This window comes from Thalassotalea sediminis (genome assembly GCF_030295915.1).
GTDB classification, from domain to species: Bacteria; Pseudomonadota; Gammaproteobacteria; order Enterobacterales; family Alteromonadaceae; genus Thalassotalea_C; species Thalassotalea_C sediminis.
This window is the reverse complement of sequence record NZ_AP027361.1, coordinates 3,073,311-3,092,684: the sequence shown is the minus strand read 5'-3', so window position 1 is coordinate 3,092,684 and position 19,374 is coordinate 3,073,311. Positions and strand designations below refer to the sequence as shown.

Here is a 19,374-nt window from a genome sequence, read left to right as displayed (position 1 = left end):
ATTTAGTAAACATATGAACCTTGATGTTTTAAAACAATATAAAGATAAACGCATTGTCGTGTTAGGTGCAGGCCTAACGGGTATGTCATGCGTGCGTTTTTTAAAACATCATCAGATCACGTGTTTGCTTAATGATAATAGAGAAGATGCAGTCAACGAACAAGAGTTCGCGCACGTGTTTCCTGCTAACCAACTCGTGCTTGGTATGTGGGATCTTGATGAAATTAGCCATGCAGATGTACTCATTGTTAGCCCTGGTATTGATTTACATGCAGAGAACTTAAGTCAGCATATTTCAACGTACTGCAAGGTTATTGGTGATATTGAACTTTTTTGCCAAGTAACGGCTAAACCGATTATTGCAGTTACTGGCTCCAATGGTAAATCAACTGTTGTTAGTCTGTTATCTCATATTGCCAAAGAACTTGGTGTAAACATGGCGTTAGCAGGTAATGTTGGAACGCCAGTACTTGAGCTTATTAATGCTGACGTTGATGGTTTCATTTTTGAATTATCTAGTTTTCAGCTAGAAACACTAGAAAGTATGGATGCGGAAATTGCTACAGTATTGAATATTAGTGATGACCACTTAGATAGACACCAAACACTTGAAAACTATGCCACTATTAAGCAAAAAGTTTATCAACAATGTCAATTTGCTGTTATTAATCGCGATGATAGAGCAAGTTACAATCAGCTTAATTTGCCTAAAGAAAACGTATCTTCATTTGGATTAGATACACCAACAGACGATAATTTTGGTTTACGTAATGTTGGCGAACAATGTTACTTAGCGCAGGGTGAAAAGTTAATTGTAAACCTTAATGAGTTACCATTAGCAGGCTTACACAATGCTTTGAATTACTTAGCGGTAATGGCAATATCTGCGCGCTTGAATTGGTCGTTAGCGGATGTTGCCCAAGCATGTAAAAGTTTTTACGGGTTAGAGCATCGTTGCCAACGTGTTGAAACAGCCGACGGTATTTGTTGGATTAATGACTCAAAGGCAACCAATGTAGGTGCAACAGTCGCAGCAATAGATGGTTTGTACCCAACGTTATCAAAAGGCAAAATTATTTTGATAGCTGGTGGCGATGGTAAAGGTGCAGATTTTAACGAACTTGCCTCAGCGTTAGCACACAAGGTTGGTCAATTAATAACAATTGGAAAGGATGGTCCAGTTATAGCCAGACTTAAAGACCACAGTCTATTTGTAGCATCGCTTGAGGATGCTGTAAAAGAAGCTCATGCTAAGGCTGAACCTGGTGATATTGTTTTATTGTCTCCAGCTTGTGCGAGTTTGGATATGTTTAGAAACTTTGCTGAGCGTGGCAATGTTTTTGTCCAAGCTATTAACGCGTTACAGGAGGCAACATAATGTCTTCTACAACGCAATTGTCGCTATTCAAATTTCACCAATGGTTTACCCATGAACGTAAAACCGTTGCAACGTTCGATCGTGACTATGTGTTACTCGCCGCCGCTATGTATGCGATTGGCTTAGTGATGGTCATGAGTTCATCAATGCCTGTAGCTGAACGTTTGTTTGACAACCCATTTCATTTCTTTATACGTCACAGTGTATATATTGTGTTAAGTATTTGCATCGGCGCTATTGTAATGCAAATACCTATGTCTAAATGGCATCAATACAGTGGTCCTTTACTGTTATCTGCAATCCTACTCTTGCTAGCCGTTTTAGTGGTTGGACGCACCGTAAACGGTTCTACGCGTTGGATTGTTCTTGGCCCAATTACTGTGCAAGCAGCAGAACCTGCGAAATTGTATTTTTTCTGTTATCTCGCCGCGTATATGGTGCGCCGTAGAGAAGAAGTCATGGAAAACTTTAAAGGCTTTATTAAACCGCTAGTCGTTTTTGGTGTACTTGCCGTTTTACTATTATTTCAACCTGATCTTGGCACAGTAGTTGTCATGTTTGTAACTACGTTTGGTTTGCTCTTTTTAGCGGGCGCTAAACTTTGGCAGTTTGTGTCAATTGCGTCTGTTGGTTTAGCTGCGATTGCTGCTTTAGCTTATTTATCACCTTATCGTTGGGCGCGCGTAACAAGTTTCTTAGACCCGTGGGCTGACCCTTTTGGTACAGGTTATCAGTTAACACAATCGTTAATGGCATATGGTCGAGGCGAGGTGCTTGGTCAGGGGCTAGGAAACAGTATTCAAAAACTTGAATATCTTCCTGAGGCACATACTGACTTTGTCATGGCTATTTTAGCTGAAGAAATGGGTTTTATAGGGGTTGCCGTAGTTCTGGCGTTAAGTCTTACACTGGTATTTAAAGCATTATTACTGGGAAGAAGAGCCTTACTGAAAGAAAAATATTTTGAAGGGTTCTTTGCGTACGCGATTGGTATTTGGTTTAGTTTTCAAACAGCGGTAAACGTAGGTGCGAGCGCAGGCATCGTACCAACAAAAGGATTAACAATGCCACTGATTAGTTCAGGTGGTAGCTCAATGATCATTATGACTATTGCATTAGTCGTATTGATGCGTATTGATCATGAAATTCGCGTACAGAGCTTACAAGCGACGAGTAAAGGAGGAAAAAAATCGTGAATACGACTCATACTCCAACGTTACTCGTGATGGCGGGTGGTACTGGCGGTCACATTTTCCCTGGAATAGCGGTTGCTGAGCAGTTAAAGACACAAGGGTGGAATATTCATTGGCTTGGCACACGCAAACGTATGGAAGCGAGCATTGTACCTGCGCATGGTTTTGATATTTCTTTTATTAATATCGCAGGTATACGGAATAAAACTTGGTTAGATTGGTTTAAATTGCCTTTCAAACTGGCGCAATCGGTATGGCAATCTATTCAAGTTATTCGCAAGGTTAAGCCTGATGTTGTTTTAGGTTTAGGTGGATACGCAAGTGCCCCAGGTGGATTTGCAGCGTGGCTTTGTCGAAAACCATTAGTACTGCATGAGCAAAATGCTGTTGCAGGGATGAGTAATCGTTATCTCGCTAAATTGGCTACTAAGGTGCTTTGTGCTTTTCCTAATGCCTTTAAAGACAACGTGAAATGCACGGTCGTTGGAAATCCTCTAAGGGGGAATATTATTGCATTGGAGCAATCAATTCCTGAAACACCTTCGGCGACTAAGAAAGTGCTAGTGATCGGCGGAAGCTTAGGGGCAAAAGTATTAAATGATACTGTGCCGCAAGCGATCAGCCAGATTAAAAGGCAAAACATTCAAGTAATGCATCAAACGGGTAAGGGACATTTAGCATCTGTTGAAGCGCTTTATAAACAGTATGGTGTTGATACCTCACAGGTAATTTTAAATGAGTTTATTGATAATATGGCGGCAGCATATCAATGGGCTGATGTGGTGATATGTCGTGCCGGTGCTTTAACTGTATCTGAGCTTGCTATGGCAGCGAAGCCAGCAATATTTGTCCCTTTGCCTCATGCCGTTGATGATCATCAAACAAAGAATGCACTTTATTTAGTGGAGCGAAATGCGGCGAAGTTGATGCCACAAAAAGATTTAAACGGAACAAGCTTGGCACAGATGCTTAATAGCTTATTTATATCTGACAAAGTAATTCAAACAATGACAAAAGCTGCGCATGATGCTGCGCATGTAAATGCTACGCGAGATGTTGCTAATGTGTGTCAGGAGCTTGTTCAATGATGAGTAAAAATATGAACAAATTATCAAATAATTCTAGCGCTATCCCAGAAATGCGCCGCGTTAAATCAATTCACTTTGTTGGTATTGGCGGTGCTGGTATGGGAGGCATTGCAGAAGTATTGTTAAATGAAGGTTATCACATTACAGGCTCAGATATTGGTGAAAACCCTGTTGTAAAACGGTTAAAAGAACTCGGGGCCTCGATAAAAATAGGTCATCATGCCGACAATATTGCTGGAGCGAGTGTTATTGTTGTTTCCACCGCTATTAATAGCGAAAACCCTGAATTAGTCGCTGCACGTAATTTACGTATTCCTATCGTACGTAGGGCAGAGATGCTTGCAGAATTAATGCGATTTAGACATGGTGTTGCTATTGCCGGCACACATGGAAAAACAACAACAACAAGTTTAATTGCTAGCGTTTTTGCTGAGGCAGACTTAGATCCAACTTTTGTTATTGGTGGCTTGTTAAATAGTGCCGGTACAAATGCTCGTTTAGGCTCAAGTCGTTATTTGATTGCTGAAGCGGATGAAAGTGATGCTTCCTTTTTACATTTACAGCCCATGGTTGCCGTTGTTACCAACATTGATGAAGATCATATGGAAACGTATCAAGGTGATTTTGAAAAATTAAAAGATACGTACATTGAGTTTATACATAACTTACCGTTTTATGGTTTGGCCGTTGTATGTATCGATAATCCAGTTGTACGTGAAATTTTACCGCGTATTAGTCGCCAAGTTATTACTTACGGCTTTTCAGAAGATGCAGATGTAGTCGCCACCAACTATCGCCAAAGCGGTGGTATTAGTTATTTTTGTGTAGAGCGCAAAGGACATGCTGAATTAGAACTCAGTGTCAATTTACCAGGGCAACATAATGTATTAAATGCGTTAGCTAGTATTGCTGTTGCAACGGATGAAGGTGTTGAAGACAGTGCAATTGAAAGTGCATTGTCTCGGTTTGCAGGTATCGGCCGTCGTTTTGAACAGTTAGCCGATTTGTCGACAGAAGCAGGCAAAATGATATTGGTTGATGATTATGGTCATCACCCTAGAGAAGTGGCAGCAACCATTAAAGCGATGCGTAATGGTTGGCCGGAAAAACGACTAGTGATGATATTTCAACCACATCGCTATTCACGAACACGTGATCTATATGAAGACTTTACTGAAGTGTTATCAGAAGTTGATAGCCTGTTTTTACTTGATGTCTACGCAGCTGGAGAAACGCCAATTGCTGGTGCGGACAGTAAAAGCTTAGCCAGAAGCATTCGCCAACGGGGCCAAGTAGAGCCTATTTATGTTAGTGATTTAGAAAAGTTACCGGAATTACTTGTTAGTCATTTACGTGATGGTGACATGGTTATTACTCAAGGTGCTGGTAATATTGGCGCCTTAGCTAGATCGCTCGCGGCAAACTCTCAACTGGGAGGTAAAAGTGAAGACTAACATGCATATCGCAGTACTTCATGGTGGCGACTCTGCAGAGCGCGAGGTTTCATTGCGCTCAGGGCAAGCTGTGGCAAGAGGTCTAACAACCGCTGGTTATCATGTAACGTTAATTGATACAAAAGATTATTGCTTATCAGATTTAGCCACAGCAAAAGTTGACCATGTTTTTATCGCACTTCACGGTCGCGGCGGCGAGGATGGTAGTGTTCAAGGTGCGTTAGAGTATATGAATATTTCGTATACCGGTTCTGGTGTACTAGGCTCGGCTTTAGCGATGGATAAAATCCGTTCAAAACAAGTCATGCAATCAGCAGGTATACCTACAGCACCTTTTGCTATCGTGCATAAAGAAAGTTTTGATAAAGAAAGTGTGGCAGAGATCTTAACGCAGTTGGGCGGCAAAGTAATGGTTAAGCCTTCTCATGAAGGTTCAAGCATTGGAATGTCTGTCGCTGAAACGCCAATAGCGCTTACAGAAAGTCTTATTACTGCGTTTCAATATGATAAAGAAGTCTTAATTGAAGCGTGGATTTCTGGTCCTGAATATACGGTTGCCATTCTGGGTGGTGATGCCTTACCGAGTATTCATATGGAAACACCGAATACCTTTTATGATTATCAAGCGAAATATCAATCTCAAACCACGCAGTATCATTGTCCAAGTGGCTTATCAGATGTTGATGAAACGACGCTTAGAAAAATAGCGCTAAACGCATTTAATGCAACGGGTGCACATGGCTGGGGACGTGTAGATGTAATGCGTACTGAAAGTGGCCAATGGCAAGTGTTAGAAGTAAATACAGTGCCTGGAATGACTGAAACTTCATTAGTGCCGAAAGCGGCTAAAGTGCATGGGTTGTCATTTGTAGATTTAGTAACACGTATTGTAGCAATTAGTTTAGAGCAAAAAGGCTGAAATGAACGTGACAGTAACAAAACAAAATAAGTCGCCAAATAAAGCCCAAAACCAACAACTTCATTGGAGTTTTTGGTTTGGTGTTGGCTTTTTTGTATTAGTGATCCTGTCACTTTGTTACTTAGGTTGGTTAATGTCAGAACGATTGACCGCGCAAGAAACGGCGCCCGTAACATCTGTTGTGATCAATGGAGAAATGCCATACACGACAAGAGCCGATATTGAAAAAGCGATAGAAAGCGTTAACTTGGGGAATTTTTTCCAAGTGGATGTTAACAAGGTTCAACGTCAAGTGTCTGATTTACCTTGGGTTTTTTCTGCATCGGTTAGAAAACAATGGCCAAATGAGTTGAAGATATATGTGGTTGATCAGCAACCAGTTGCGTTTTGGAATGGTGACTTCTTGATTAATGCACAAGGTGTTGCCTTTCAAGCGGATACTTCTCGTGTAGAGAAGGCTTTACCGGCTTTTTATGGACCAGAGGGAAGTGAGCAAACCGCTTTAGAAAATTATACGAATTTAAGTGACATTCTTGCGTACGGCAAACTCAGTATTGATGAGTTAATGCTTTCAGAGCGTTATTCATGGCAACTGACATTAAACGATGGTGTATCACTAAATTTAGGGCGAGAAGATCGCGTACAACGTATACAGCGTTTTATAGATGTTTATCCACAAATCAAAAAAACGGCGAAAGCAAAGCAACAAATTGATTATGTAGATTTACGTTACGACACTGGCCTAGCAGTAGGCTGGAAACCTTTAACAGAGAAAGAAAGAGTTTAACTTAGATGGCAAAAGTTAATGACAGAAATTTAGTAGTAGGCTTGGATATTGGTACGTCCAAGATCTCTGTTGCTGTGGGTGAAATTACCCCAGATAACCAACTGAGTATTGTTGGTGTAGGCAGTCAGCCTGCAAGAGGTATGGATAAAGGTGGCGTTAACGATTTAAACCTTGTTATTCAATCTATTCAACGTGCGATCAATGAAGCTGAATTAATGGCAGATTGCCATATTACGTCAGTTTATTTAGGTATTTCAGGTAAGCATATTAGTTGCCAGAATGAAAACGGCATGGTGCCAATTAATGATCAAGAAGTAACACAAGAAGACGTTGATAATGTTATTCATACAGCACGTTCTGTGCCTCTTTCAGCTGAGCGCCGTATGTTACACGTGTTACCGCAAGAATACTCTATTGATTGTCAAGACGGTATAAAAAGTCCAATTGGCATGTCTGGTGTGCGTATGGAAGCGAAAGTTCATATTGTTACTTGTGCTAATGATATGGCGAAAAATATTGTTAAATGTGTTGAACGTTGTGATGTAAAGGCAGACCAATTAATTTTTTCTGCGTTGGCATCGAGCTATGGTGTGATCACTGAAGACGAAAAAGAGTTAGGAATCTGCGTGGTCGATATTGGTGCGGGCACGATGGATATCGCGGTATTTACCGGCGGAGCGTTGAGACATACCGCTGTAATTCCTGTTGCAGGTAATCAAGTCACCAGCGATATTGCGAAAATATTTCGTACGCCATTGAGCCATGCAGAAGACATTAAAGTGCAATATGCGTGCGCATTGCGTCAAATGGTGAGTATGGAAGAAAACATTGAAGTACCAAGTGTTGGTGGTAGACCTGCACGTTCCATGTCTCGTCACACGTTAGCGGAAGTTGTTGAACCTCGCTATCACGAATTGTTTGAACTTATCCAGGAAGAGCTTCGCCAATGTGGCTTGGAAGATCAAATTGCTGCTGGTTATGTATTAACGGGTGGTACGGCAAAAATGGAAGGTGTTGTGGAGTTTGCAGAAGAAGTGTTTCAAATGCCTGTACGCGTAGCCGCCCCGCATAAAATAGCGGGCTTAAAAGAGTACGTTAATGATCCTACGTACGCGACCGTAGTAGGTTTATTGCAATACGGCATGCAAGCTAATGAACAGAATCAAAATGAAGATAAATCAAGTGATGGCGTAACGAGTATCGGTGCTCGCGTACTTGCTTGGTTTAAAGGTGAATTTTAAAAGAGGTGAATACTCACCTCGTTATTTTTAAAAGTTTTGGTGGAACAAAACATAACAATCGGAGAGAAGAAAAATGTTTGAATTAATGGAAGATCATAACGAAGAAGCTGTAATTAAAGTTATCGGTGTTGGCGGCGGTGGCGGTAACGCCGTTGAACATATGGTTTGTCAAACCATAGAAGGCGTAGAGTTTATTACAGCAAATACAGACTCACAGGCACTGCGTAATTCTTCAGCAAACGTTACACTGCAAATCGGTGGTGATGTAACGAAAGGCTTAGGTGCTGGCGCAAATCCAGAAATTGGTCGTCGCAGTGCAGAAGAAGACCGCGAAACTATCAAAGATACCTTACAAGGTGCTGATATGGTGTTTATCGCAGCCGGTATGGGCGGCGGTACTGGTACAGGTGCTGCGCCAGTTGTTGCCGAGGTTGCACGTGAACTAGGTATTTTAACCGTTGCAGTAGTCACTAAACCGTTCCCATTTGAAGGTAAAAAGCGTATGAATTACGCTGACCAAGGGATTGAGTTTTTAGCACAAAATGTAGATTCTTTAATTACTATTCCAAATGAAAAATTGTTGAAGGTATTAGGCCCTGGCACTTCTTTACTTGATGCGTTTAAAGCGGCAAACAATGTGTTATTAGGAGCTGTTCAAGGTATTGCGGAACTAATTACACGTCCAGGACTCATAAACGTAGATTTCGCCGACGTTCGCACTGTTATGTCAGAAATGGGCACAGCAATGATGGGTTCGGGTATCGCATCGGGTGAAGATCGTGCAGAAGAAGCAGCAGAAGCGGCTATTTCAAGTCCATTGCTAGAAGACGTTGATTTAGCGGGTGCTCGTGGCATTTTGGTTAATATCACTGCCGGTATGGATATCTCAATTGATGAGTTTGAAACGGTTGGTAACGCTGTCAAAGCATTTGCGTCTGAAAACGCTACCGTTGTGGTGGGTGCAGTTATTGATCCTGAAATGACGGACGAATTACGAGTAACTGTGGTAGCGACAGGTATTGGTGCAGAACGTAAACCTGACATTACGTTAGTAAACCCAGCACCAGCAGTAGAGCCAATTGCTGTAGGTCAAGAGTTTACTGCAAGTCCACAACCAGAAGTAAACACGCAGTCTGCAGCAATGCCGGAAGCGAATGCTCAAGCACAGACACAAAAAGTGACTGCAGCGGCTATTGATGATTACTTAGATATTCCTGCTTTTCTGAGAAAACAAGCGGACTAATTAAGTCATCTAAAAATATTAATGCACGAATAGCGTGCAGGTAATTTGCTGATTTTTGATTTTGTTAAGCATTTTTGCTATATTATGCCGCCGCTCGAATAGTGGTGCCATATTTGGCAGTTATTTAGGCTTAAGAAGGCTATTTATGATTAAACAACGTACATTAAAAACTAGTGTCTCAGCCGTAGGTGTTGGTTTACACAAAGGTAAAAAGGTGCAGCTCACTCTCCGTCCTGCGCCAGCAAATACTGGTATTGTATTTCGCCGTGTAGACTTGGATCCTGTGGTTGATATTAAAGCCACGCCAGAAGCTGTTGGTGAAACTACGATGTGTACTTGTTTAGTGAATGAACAAGGTGTGAAGATTTCCACCGTCGAACACTTGTTGGCTGCAGTAGCAGGCATGGGTATTGACAATTTAATTATTGATGTCGATTCGCATGAAATTCCAATTATGGATGGCAGTTCCTTACCGTTTGTGTATTTAATTCAATCGGTAGGTATTGAAACATTAGAAACAGCAAAGCGCTTTATACGTATAAAACGTCCAGTGCGTGTAGAAGAAGGCGATAAATGGGCAGAATTGCGCCCACATGAAGGGTTTAAAGTTAATTTTGCCATTGACTTTGCTCACCCCGTTATTGCTAATACTACACAGCAAAAAACGATGGACTTATCAACATGCTCTTTTATCAAAGAGATTAGCCGAGCGCGTACTTTTGGCTTTGTTCGTGATATCGAATTACTACGCTCTCATAATCTTGCATTAGGCGGTAGCTTGGAAAACGCGATTGTACTTGACGATTTTCACATGCTCAATAAAGATGATTTACGCTATGATGATGAGTTTGTTACGCATAAAATATTAGACGCCATTGGTGACTTATTTATGTGTGGTCACAACATGTTAGCTGAGTTACGTGCTTTTAAATCCGGCCATGGGTTAAATAATATGCTCTTACGAGAAGTATTTAAACATCAAGATGCTTGGGAATGGGTAACTTATGAAGATTCATCGGTTTCACCGATAGAATTCCAAGAAGCAGGTGCAACGAGCTTCTAATAAATGTTAAAACCGAACATGTTGTTCGGTTTTTTCTTTTAGTGCATGTTAACGTGAGTTTATTTGTTAGCAAGTTTGGCGAGTCGTAATAGTTTTTGCTTTAGAGAGTCTGGAGCGCTAGCAGCTAGAGCTTCGAGTTGTTTAGCTGTATTTTGAGACAAATGTTTACGTTCTGTTGATGGCGAACTGTTGTTCGACATTTTATTTGCAAACGGTCGTACTTTTATTTCAATTTGGTTAAATTCGCCTTGGGTGATTTCACTGAGTTGACGACAAATGTTCATTCGTTCGAATTGCAGTCGTTGTGACCAAACAGCAGAAGAAACACCTAAAACACAGGTGTTTTTGTTGACGTTACTGATATGCCATACTTCGTCAGGTAAGTCAGGGCATGACTGTCGTATAATATTTTCTAGTTGCGACAAAAATTTGGTTTTTGCGGCAATTTGTGACAAAGTGCCTGCTGACGATTTTAGTAAGCTAGAAGCATCTGACGGTAATTTGTTTTTTCTAGCCATCGTAATAGTTTTAACAATATAAGGTGAAATTAGTAGTATGAGTTTAACACTACTGTACCGAGGAAAAAACGTAAGATTCTCTATGAAGCTGAATAAGTTTCATTGGTTATCTGCGCTTACGGTCTTTGGTATCATATCTGGTTTTGTTGTTCATCTTGTTATGTCTGCTGATGCTGTACCAAATTCTACTGATTTTATGGTGAAAACGCCTGAAAATGAACCTGAAGCGATCGCGGTAAGTAAGCAGCAGGTCACTGCGTTAACGATGAAGCTAGCTGAAATGCAAAGCCAAGTTTTACGTTTAAATGCATTAGGTGACAGATTGGCTGAAGAGGCTAATATTCCAGTAACAGAGTTTAATTTCCAAGCTCAGCCACCGAGTGGTGGCCCAATTGAAAGCGCAGTTTCAAGTCAGTCGAAAACATTAGCAGAGTTGCTTGCAGACATTACGCAAGTTGAATCATCTCTTATGTTTGAAGAAAAACAATTAAAATTGCTTGAATCTCTGACGTTAGGTCACCATATAGAAAATACCAGTTATTTATCAGGTCGACCTATAACGAAAGGCTGGCTTTCGTCGTATTTCGGTACGAGAAAAGACCCTTTTACAGGAAAACCTGCGATGCATAAAGGGGTTGATTTTGCGGGTAAAGAAGATGCAGAGATCATAGCAACAGCAGCAGGTGTTGTCTCTTGGGCGGATCGTCGCTATGGTTACGGTAATCTTATTGAAATCAATCATGGAAAGGGGTTAAAAACGCGCTATGGACACAATAAAGAAATATTAGTAAAAGTCGGGGATGTAGTTGCCAAAGGTCAAGTTATTGCACGTATGGGCAGTACAGGACGCTCAACTGGCCCTCATGTTCACTATGAAATATTGCGAAATAATCGCCAAATTAATCCAATTAAATACGTGTATCGAAAAGCAAAATAATAGAAAATATTATTAAGTTTCTGGTGATCGGCTTAGTCCGATCACTTTTATTTTTATCAGCTGAAGATTTTTCTTCTAACAATGGTTATACGAAATGTTTGTAAAGTTAATGACAAAGCTGTTTGGTAGTCGTAATGATCGACTTATCAAACAAATGCGCAAAGAAGTAGAAAAAATAAATGCTCTAGAGCCAACAATCGAAGCATTAAGCGACGAAGAACTAAAAGCAAAAACTGGTGAGTTCAAAGAGCGATTAGCAAACAATGAGTCTTTAAACGATATTTTACCGGAAGCTTTTGCCGTTGTGCGAGAAGCAAGTAAACGTGTTTTTGGCATGCGTCACTTTGATGTGCAAATGATTGGTGGCATGGTATTAAATGACGGTAAAATTGCTGAGATGCGCACTGGTGAAGGTAAAACCTTAACAGCAACGCTACCCTCTTATTTGAATGCGCTTACTGGGAAAGGTGTTCATGTTGTTACTGTTAATGATTACTTAGCAAAACGTGATGCTGATTGGTCTCGTCCATTATTTGAATTTTTAGGTTTAACCGTTGGTTGTAATATTCCGGGCATGTCTCATCCAGATAAAAAGGCAGCCTATGAATCGGATATAACATACGGCACAAACAATGAATTTGGTTTTGATTATTTGCGCGACAATATGGCTTTCTCGCCAGAAGAACGTGTGCAAAAACCGTTAAATTTTGCCGTTGTCGATGAGGTAGATTCAATCTTAATTGATGAAGCTCGTACACCATTGATTATTTCAGGTGCGGCAGAAGACAGCTCTGAACTTTACAAATTAATTAACACTATTGTCCCTTCACTCGACTTACAAAATGAAGAAGATAAAGATGAAGAAACAGGACAATCTGCAGACTTTGTTGAAGGTGATTACACTTTAGACGAAAAAGCGAAACAAATTTACCTTACTGAACGTGGCCAAATTCGCATAGAGCAGATCTTACAAGAAAAAGGTTTAATTGAAGAGGGCGACTCTCTGTTTTCAGCGAGCAACATTACTTTATTACATCATGTAATGGCTGCGCTAAGAGCACACAAACTTTTCCAAAAAGATGTTGATTACATTGTTAAGGATGATGAAATTGTAATTGTTGATGAGCACACTGGCCGTACAATGGAAGGTCGACGTTGGTCAGAAGGTTTACACCAAGCGGTAGAAGCGAAAGAGGGTGTAAACATTCAAAATGAAAACCAAACACTTGCCTCTATTACTTTCCAAAACTTTTTCCGTATTTACAATAAATTATCGGGGATGACAGGTACAGCCGATACAGAAGCCTTTGAATTTAATCATATTTATGGTTTGGAGACGGTAATTATTCCGACAAATCAGCCTATGGTTCGTAAGGATATGGCTGACTTAATATACCTTACTGCAGAAGAAAAGTTTGAAGCTATTTTAGAAGACATTAAAGACTGTGTTGAGCGTGGTCAGCCAGTACTTGTAGGTACTATAAGTATTGAAACGTCAGAATTCTTATCAGCGTATCTTAAAAAAGCTAAAATAAAGCATAAAGTTCTAAATGCTAAATTCCACCAGCAGGAAGCGGAAATCGTAGCACAAGCGGGTAAAGTGGGTGCGGTAACAATCGCGACTAACATGGCTGGTCGTGGTACAGATATTGTACTTGGTGGTAATTTAGATTCTGCAATAGCAGCTTTAAAAGACCCAAGTGAAGAAAAAATCGCAAAAACGAAAGAAGCGTGGCAAGAAGAGCATAATAAAGTACTCGAACTTGGCGGCTTGCATATCGTTGCAACAGAGCGTCATGAGTCTCGTCGAATTGATAACCAGTTACGTGGTCGTTCTGGTCGTCAGGGTGACCCAGGATCTACGCGTTTTTATCTTTCAATGGAAGATTCGTTAATGCGTATATTTGCCTCTGAGCGTATTACCAATATGATGCGAAAGCTTGGTATGGAACGTGGTGAGGCGATTGAACATCCTTGGGTAACGAAAAGCATTGAAAATGCGCAACGTAAAGTTGAAGGACGTAACTTTGATGTGCGTAAGCAATTATTAGAGTATGATGATGTCGCTAATGATCAACGTAAAGTTATTTACGAACAACGTAATGAGTTGATGGATGAAGCCGATATCAAAGACGTTATTGCGAATATTCGCAGTGATGTTGTTAATTCGGTTATAGAACAACATATTCCGCCTCAATCACTTGAAGAAATGTGGGATATTCCTGGATTGGAAGAACGTTTAAAAGGTGATTTTGCAATAGAAATGCCTATCGCAAAATGGTTAGCTGAAGACAGTAAATTGTACGAAGAAACGTTAAAAGAAAAGATATTAGAAAATATCGAACAAGAATATCAAAATAAAGAAGAAATGGTTGGTCCGGATGTATTGCGCCAGTTTGAAAAAGCGGTAATGTTACAAAGCTTAGATTCACACTGGAAAGAGCATTTAGCTGCCATGGACCATCTTCGTCAAGGTATTGGTTTACGTGGTTATGCCCAGAAAAACCCTAAACAAGAGTACAAGCGTGAATCTTTTGAACTTTTCTCTGAAATGTTAGAAAATCTTAAGCATGATGTTGTAGGCATATTGTCGAAAGTGCGTATACAGGCGGAATCTGATGTAGATGCTGTTGAAGAACAGCACCGTAAAGCGGAAGAAGTACCAAAAGAGTTTACGCACGAATCTGCAAGTGCGTCATCTAATGAGAATGCAATCCCTCGGGTTGGTCGAAATGAACCTTGTCCGTGTGGTTCAGGTAAGAAGTATAAGCAATGCCATGGCAAACTAACGTAGCATTTTCACGTTTTAGATTCTAGGGTCTGTTGATCTTTCGTGTTTATTTTTGCAGCAGTTTATTGGTATTTAGACAAGGCATTGCGATTAATATGTGGTTATTCCACATGAAAAAGCAATAACGACGTATAAATACCAAAAAACGCTGCCCTCTGGGTTCAGTTAAACGCTATTTCTTCATCGTTGTTCGCAATTTACATGGAATAACCATGCGACATTGCTCACGCCTTGAACAAAAAGCGTTTAGTTCGAACAAAATTTAATCTCAAAAGATCAACAGACTCTAATATAAAAGGGCTTTTATCAAGCCCTTTTTAATGGCTGAACGTTAGCGATACAAAGGGTAAGTATGAGTACCAAAGAAGTGCATGTTGCAGTGGGTGTTGTCATTAATAATGGTCAAATTTTTCTCACTAAACGACTTGATAATGTCCATCAAGGTGGCAAATGGGAATTTCCTGGCGGTAAGGTAGAGCATGGAGAAAGTGTCTACGGTGCTTTATATCGAGAGCTCCAAGAGGAAATAGCGATAGATACACTATCCTGTATACCTTTGATCAAAATATCACATGATTATGGTGATAAATGCGTATTATTAGATGTGTATATTGTCAATAATTACCAAGGAGAACCTCAAGCACAAGAGGGGCAAGAAGAAGGATGGTATGCCTTAGAAGAACTACAGGCGTTAGATTTTCCGAAGGCCAATGATGCCATTGTAGAAGCTGTTATTTCTTGGTTTAAAGAAAACCGTGTTGAGTAAGTGATGCCATCACTTACTCGGGTTCAATAAAAAATTTACTATGCTGCAATAATTCATCTTCTAACTGATCGAGCATTTCTTCACTAAGCTTTACATCTTGTTGTACTGGCTGTGAAATTTTATGATTTTCTTCCGCCCAATCACCAAGGTCGATAAGTCGACATCGATCACTGCAAAAGGGCCTAAATTTACTTGATGTTTGCCAAACTACTTCTTTATTACAAGTAGGGCAGTTAACTTTTAGTGTCATCGTTAATACCTCCAACATATTGACGGTATTATAATGCTTAAACGATGGAATGGATATGCAATTCGATTAACAGCGCGCTAAATCAAAAGGGATTGCGAGGTCGCAGTATTTTCTGCCTGTTTGTTCGCATGGACACATAAACCTTATAGAATAACGAAATTTATTACCACTTACTGTCGGGTAATACTCTGCGTCTTCTCGCACTTTAATGCGAAGTAATAACAGTCCTTCGCCACTTTCTTGGAAAAAACCATTATTTGTTTTTATGGTTTCAAACGTCCCTCGTTGGCGAATAAATTTAAGAATAAGTGCGAGAGCTTGTTGGATGTGTGCTAGCAAGTGTAACCACTCTGCTTGTTGTTTTTGAGCCTTTTGCGCTGGTTGAACCAACCAAAACTTAAGCTGTGGTAAGTCAAAGCTCGAACTACCACCTTGAATGGCAAAGCGCTGTTTTAAACTCGCTAAAAATTTATCATCTTTAAGTGTCATCCACTGGGGAGAGGGGGTTTTCAACTGGCAAAGTAATGCTACGGTTTCTTTTAATGTCTCTTGAAGTGCACTGCTATCTACATCTGGCGATTTAGACCATACCACTAAATTTTGTTCAAGCTTTTCTAGATCTTTAATAATGTCGCCACGAATGTCATTTCTTTCGAGGGTATCAATAATTGCAAATAGCGCATTAAAAAACACTTGATGGCTTAACGCGACTTCAAGCGTTAAGCACTCCTCCACTTGAACGAATAGTTGCTCGAGCTTTAAATAGTTTCGGATCCGTTCGTTTAAAGGGTGTTCGTATAAAATGCTAGTCATAATCACTTTTTACTGGATATCTAACCCCTTATCTTAACCATACAACTATTAAATGGCTAATTTTTTACTCAAATAGTTGAAATAATGTTTAATTTTTTGCTAGGGCAAGGTATTGATTGTGTATAGCCCCTACCTTATTTGCTAATTCGTCAAATGTTAAGTTTGAATTGTTAATAATGTCGTCGGCAAGTGCTTGTTTTTGCGTTCTTGGCATTTGGCTAGCAATAATCGCGCGAATTTCTCTTTCATTGCTGTTATCACGCTTTATGCTTCGAGCAATTTGTAGTGGTTCTTCTATATCGATTAATAGGTTTCTATTGGTATAGCGTTGTAAGTTATTCTCGAACAGTAAAGGGGCTGATAAGATGACATAAGGGCTGTTCGCTTGTTTGAGTTTTACCAGAATGTTTTCTCTAATTAACGGATGAAGCAGGTTGTTTAACCATTGTTTTTCTTCTTCATTGTTAAATACAATGTTTCTGAGCGCTTGACGATTCAGTTCGCCGCTTTGTGTTAGAATGCTCGAACCAAAGTGCTCGCTTATTCTTTTTAAGCCGATTGTATCTTTTGCGACAACATCGCGTGCGATAACATCTGCATCAACAACTTCGATACCATAATTGGCTAGTTGATTTGATACGGTAGTTTTGCCACTACCAATGCCACCTGTTAAACCGATAACGAACGCAGACATTAATGCAGTAACTCCAAATACCATTGCCAAATGCTTTGGCCCCATATTAAACATACCCAGCCGGCAATGGCGATGTAAGGCCCAAATGGAATCGCCTGACCGCGTTGATGACCCTTAACTAACATTAGCGTTATACCAATAATTGCACCTGCAAAAGAAGACATGAGTATTAATAAGGGTAAAAGTTGCCAGCCCATCCAGGCGCCAAAAACAGCAAAGAGTTTAAAGTCACCATGGCCCATTCCTTCCTTGCCTGTTACTAATTTGAATAACCAAAAAACACTGTATAGACTCATATAGCCAGCTACTGCGCCAATTACAGACTGCTCTAATGGTACGAGTGTGCCATTGATATTGATTAACAGCCCTAACCATAATAAGGGGTAGGTTATTTGATCGGGTAATAGCATATGATCAAAGTCTATCATGGTTAGACAAATTAGCCCCCAGGTCAACAATAACATGGCTAGCGTGATAGGCTCAAAACCGTAGTGGTAAGCAATAACGACACTTAATATTGCTGTAACGGCTTCTATAATAGGGTAACGTTTCGAAATGGCTTGTTTACATTGACTACATTTACCACCTAAAACTAACCAACTTAATACCGGTACATTTTCGTAAAATCGGATCTTATGTTGGCAATGAGGACAGCAGGAGGACGGTGTAGATAAGGTTATTTGTTTTATTTCTTTTTTAGGTTTACTGGAAATTTCATCGGCTAAGAATTCTCGGCATTCCTGATACCAAGTATATTCCAGCATTTTGGGGAAACGATAAATAACGACATTTAAAAAGCTACCTATCAGTAAGCCGAGTATACCTATGGTGATATAAAAGCTCAGTGGGTATTCAGTAAATAAAAGTTGGAAATTTTCAAACACAATAACACTGCCTTAGTTGAAACTAAGCACAGTGTAAGCGAATGCTTTTAAAAAGAAAACTAACAAGATTTTTTGTTATTAAACCACTTGGCCAATTTGGAAAATAGGCAAGTACATCGCAATAATTAAACCACCTATGACAACGCCTAACACGGCCATAATCATTGGCTCAAGTAAGCTAGTTAATGAATCTACGGCATCGTCAACTTGTTGCTCATATACCGTTGCTACTTTTGATAGCATGTCATCAACAGCACCTGATTCTTCACCTATTGCTACCATTTGAATAACCATATCAGGGAAGATATTACAGTTACGCATAGCTAAGTTCATTTGCATACCAGAAGATACTTCTGCGCGTATCTCCAATATTGCATCGCGAAATACGGCGTTACCTGACGCACCAGCGGCTGACTCTAATGCATCTGGCAAAGGAACACCGGCAGCAAAGGTAGTAGATAGTGTACGAGCGTAACGTGCAACTGCAGCTTTTTTTAACAGGTCGCCAATAACGGGCAATTTTAAAATATTTTTATCAACGGTATCCCGCAATTTTAAGCTTTTTCGATGAGCGCGTTTGAATAAGAAACCAGCGGCAAATAAAATACCTAACCCGATATACCAATAGGCTTGCATAAACTCAGAAATAGCAAGGACGAGTAATGTAAATGCGGGCAGCTCCGCACCAAAACTGTCAAAGATGTCTTTAAAAACCGGTACTACAAAAATTAATAAAATAGAAGTTACAATAGCCGCAACCACTAATACCGCGATAGGGTAGGTCATTGCTTTTTTTATCTTAGATTTTAGCGCTTCTGCTTTTTCTTTGTAGGTCGCAATTCTATCGTAAATGGTTTCTAGCGACCCAGATTGCTCACCAGAGTTGACTAAATCGCAATATAAGTCGTCAAAGTAGCGTGGGTGCTCACGTAAACAATCTGATAGAGGAATACCTGATTGTAATTTGTTACCTATATCGCCTAATAATTTTTGCATGTTACCATTGTTATGACCATTGCCGATCATTTCAATCGTCTGTACGAGGGGAACACCTGCGTTTAACATGGTTGCAATTTGCCTGGTAATTTCGGCAATATCTGCTGGGGTTAAGGCTTTATCACCACCCAGCCCAAAAAGGGGCTTAGGTTTCTTCTTTACGCGTCCAGGTGTGATGCCTTGCTTACGAAGTTGCGCTTTTAGCTCCATCATATTGACAGCAGAAAGCTCACCGTTAACTTTTTTACCTTTACGGTTTACCCCTTGCCAGATAAAGACATCGAGTGCTTTAGGGGCGGCTATTTTCGCTTGTTTTGCTGACACTGCCATATACGGTTCCTGCTATCGCTGAGTGTGGT

18 protein-coding genes are annotated in these 19,374 nt (G+C 40.2%); 12 read left to right on the top strand and 6 right to left on the bottom strand.

Features of this window, described 5'->3' with window-relative positions; translation table 11 throughout:
• Positions 1-13: 13 nt before the first annotated feature.
• From murD to lpxC, 9 genes are all read left to right on the top strand, one after another.
• Positions 14-1,378: a UDP-N-acetylmuramoyl-L-alanine--D-glutamate ligase gene (gene murD, locus QUE09_RS14160; protein ID WP_286233476.1), complete on the top strand. Its 1,365-nt coding sequence runs from the start codon at positions 14-16 to the stop codon at positions 1,376-1,378.
• A complete protein-coding gene (gene ftsW, locus QUE09_RS14155; protein WP_434017214.1) occupies positions 1,378-2,574 on the top strand; it encodes a cell division protein FtsW in 1,197 nt (398 codons plus the stop codon). The genes murD and ftsW overlap by 1 nt, the downstream gene beginning before the upstream one ends.
• Positions 2,575-2,603: 29 nt before the next feature.
• Positions 2,604-3,659: an undecaprenyldiphospho-muramoylpentapeptide beta-N-acetylglucosaminyltransferase gene (gene murG, locus QUE09_RS14150; protein ID WP_286235942.1), complete on the top strand. Its 1,056-nt coding sequence runs from the start codon at positions 2,604-2,606 to the stop codon at positions 3,657-3,659.
• The gene (murC, locus tag QUE09_RS14145) at positions 3,659-5,113 is read left to right on the top strand and encodes a UDP-N-acetylmuramate--L-alanine ligase (RefSeq protein WP_286235941.1); all 1,455 of its coding nucleotides are present in this window, start codon (positions 3,659-3,661) and stop codon (positions 5,111-5,113) included. Before murG ends, murC begins: the two co-directional genes overlap by 1 nt.
• 1 nt (position 5,114) lies before the next feature.
• On the top strand, positions 5,115-6,032 hold the full coding sequence (locus QUE09_RS14140; RefSeq protein WP_286235940.1) for a D-alanine--D-alanine ligase: 918 nt from the start codon (positions 5,115-5,117) through the stop codon (positions 6,030-6,032).
• Position 6,033: 1 nt separating this feature from the next.
• Complete coding sequence (locus tag QUE09_RS14135; RefSeq protein WP_286233474.1) at positions 6,034-6,819, top strand: cell division protein FtsQ/DivIB; 786 nt, start codon at positions 6,034-6,036, stop codon at positions 6,817-6,819.
• Positions 6,820-6,824: 5 nt separating this feature from the next.
• On the top strand, positions 6,825-8,060 hold the full coding sequence (gene ftsA, locus QUE09_RS14130; RefSeq protein WP_286233473.1) for a cell division protein FtsA: 1,236 nt from the start codon (positions 6,825-6,827) through the stop codon (positions 8,058-8,060).
• A 73-nt stretch (positions 8,061-8,133) separates the two neighbouring features.
• Positions 8,134-9,303: a cell division protein FtsZ gene (ftsZ, locus tag QUE09_RS14125; RefSeq protein WP_286233472.1), complete on the top strand. Its 1,170-nt coding sequence runs from the start codon at positions 8,134-8,136 to the stop codon at positions 9,301-9,303.
• Positions 9,304-9,448: 145 nt separating this feature from the next.
• On the top strand, positions 9,449-10,366 hold the full coding sequence (gene lpxC, locus QUE09_RS14120; protein ID WP_286233471.1) for a UDP-3-O-acyl-N-acetylglucosamine deacetylase: 918 nt from the start codon (positions 9,449-9,451) through the stop codon (positions 10,364-10,366).
• 59 nt (positions 10,367-10,425) lie between these two features.
• Here lpxC and QUE09_RS14115 read toward each other — a convergent pair whose 3' ends face one another.
• On the bottom strand, positions 10,426-10,884 hold the full coding sequence (locus QUE09_RS14115) for a DUF721 domain-containing protein (protein ID WP_286233470.1): 459 nt from the start codon (positions 10,882-10,884) through the stop codon (positions 10,426-10,428).
• Between the two features lie 37 nt (positions 10,885-10,921).
• Between QUE09_RS14115 and QUE09_RS14110 the strand changes: the two genes are divergently transcribed.
• The 3 genes from QUE09_RS14110 to mutT all read left to right on the top strand — a co-directional run bounded on the left by QUE09_RS14110 (position 10,922) and on the right by mutT (position 15,378).
• On the top strand, positions 10,922-11,821 hold the full coding sequence (locus QUE09_RS14110; protein WP_286233469.1) for a M23 family metallopeptidase: 900 nt from the start codon (positions 10,922-10,924) through the stop codon (positions 11,819-11,821).
• Between the two features lie 94 nt (positions 11,822-11,915).
• Positions 11,916-14,615, top strand: a complete 2,700-nt coding sequence (gene secA, locus QUE09_RS14105; RefSeq protein ID WP_286233468.1) for a preprotein translocase subunit SecA — start codon at positions 11,916-11,918, stop codon at positions 14,613-14,615.
• 349 nt (positions 14,616-14,964) lie between these two features.
• Positions 14,965-15,378, top strand: a complete 414-nt coding sequence (gene mutT, locus QUE09_RS14100; protein WP_286233467.1) for an 8-oxo-dGTP diphosphatase MutT — start codon at positions 14,965-14,967, stop codon at positions 15,376-15,378.
• A 13-nt stretch (positions 15,379-15,391) separates the two neighbouring features.
• Here the strand turns inward: mutT and yacG are convergent, their stop codons facing one another.
• From yacG to QUE09_RS14075, 5 genes are all read right to left on the bottom strand, one after another.
• Positions 15,392-15,628, bottom strand: a complete 237-nt coding sequence (gene yacG, locus QUE09_RS14095; RefSeq protein WP_286233465.1) for a DNA gyrase inhibitor YacG — start codon at positions 15,626-15,628, stop codon at positions 15,392-15,394.
• Between the two features lie 66 nt (positions 15,629-15,694).
• Positions 15,695-16,441 (bottom strand): cell division protein ZapD, encoded by a 747-nt coding sequence (gene zapD, locus QUE09_RS14090; RefSeq protein WP_286233464.1) that lies wholly within the window; start codon positions 16,439-16,441, stop codon positions 15,695-15,697.
• An 88-nt stretch (positions 16,442-16,529) separates the two neighbouring features.
• Positions 16,530-17,135, bottom strand: a complete 606-nt coding sequence (gene coaE / locus QUE09_RS14085) for a dephospho-CoA kinase (RefSeq protein ID WP_286235939.1) — start codon at positions 17,133-17,135, stop codon at positions 16,530-16,532.
• Positions 17,135-18,019 (bottom strand): prepilin peptidase, encoded by an 885-nt coding sequence (locus tag QUE09_RS14080; protein ID WP_286233463.1) that lies wholly within the window; start codon positions 18,017-18,019, stop codon positions 17,135-17,137. The genes coaE and QUE09_RS14080 overlap by 1 nt, the downstream gene beginning before the upstream one ends.
• Before the next feature lie 78 nt (positions 18,020-18,097).
• A complete protein-coding gene (locus tag QUE09_RS14075; RefSeq protein WP_286233461.1) occupies positions 18,098-19,345 on the bottom strand; it encodes a type II secretion system F family protein in 1,248 nt (415 codons plus the stop codon).
• Positions 19,346-19,374: the final 29 nt, after the last annotated feature.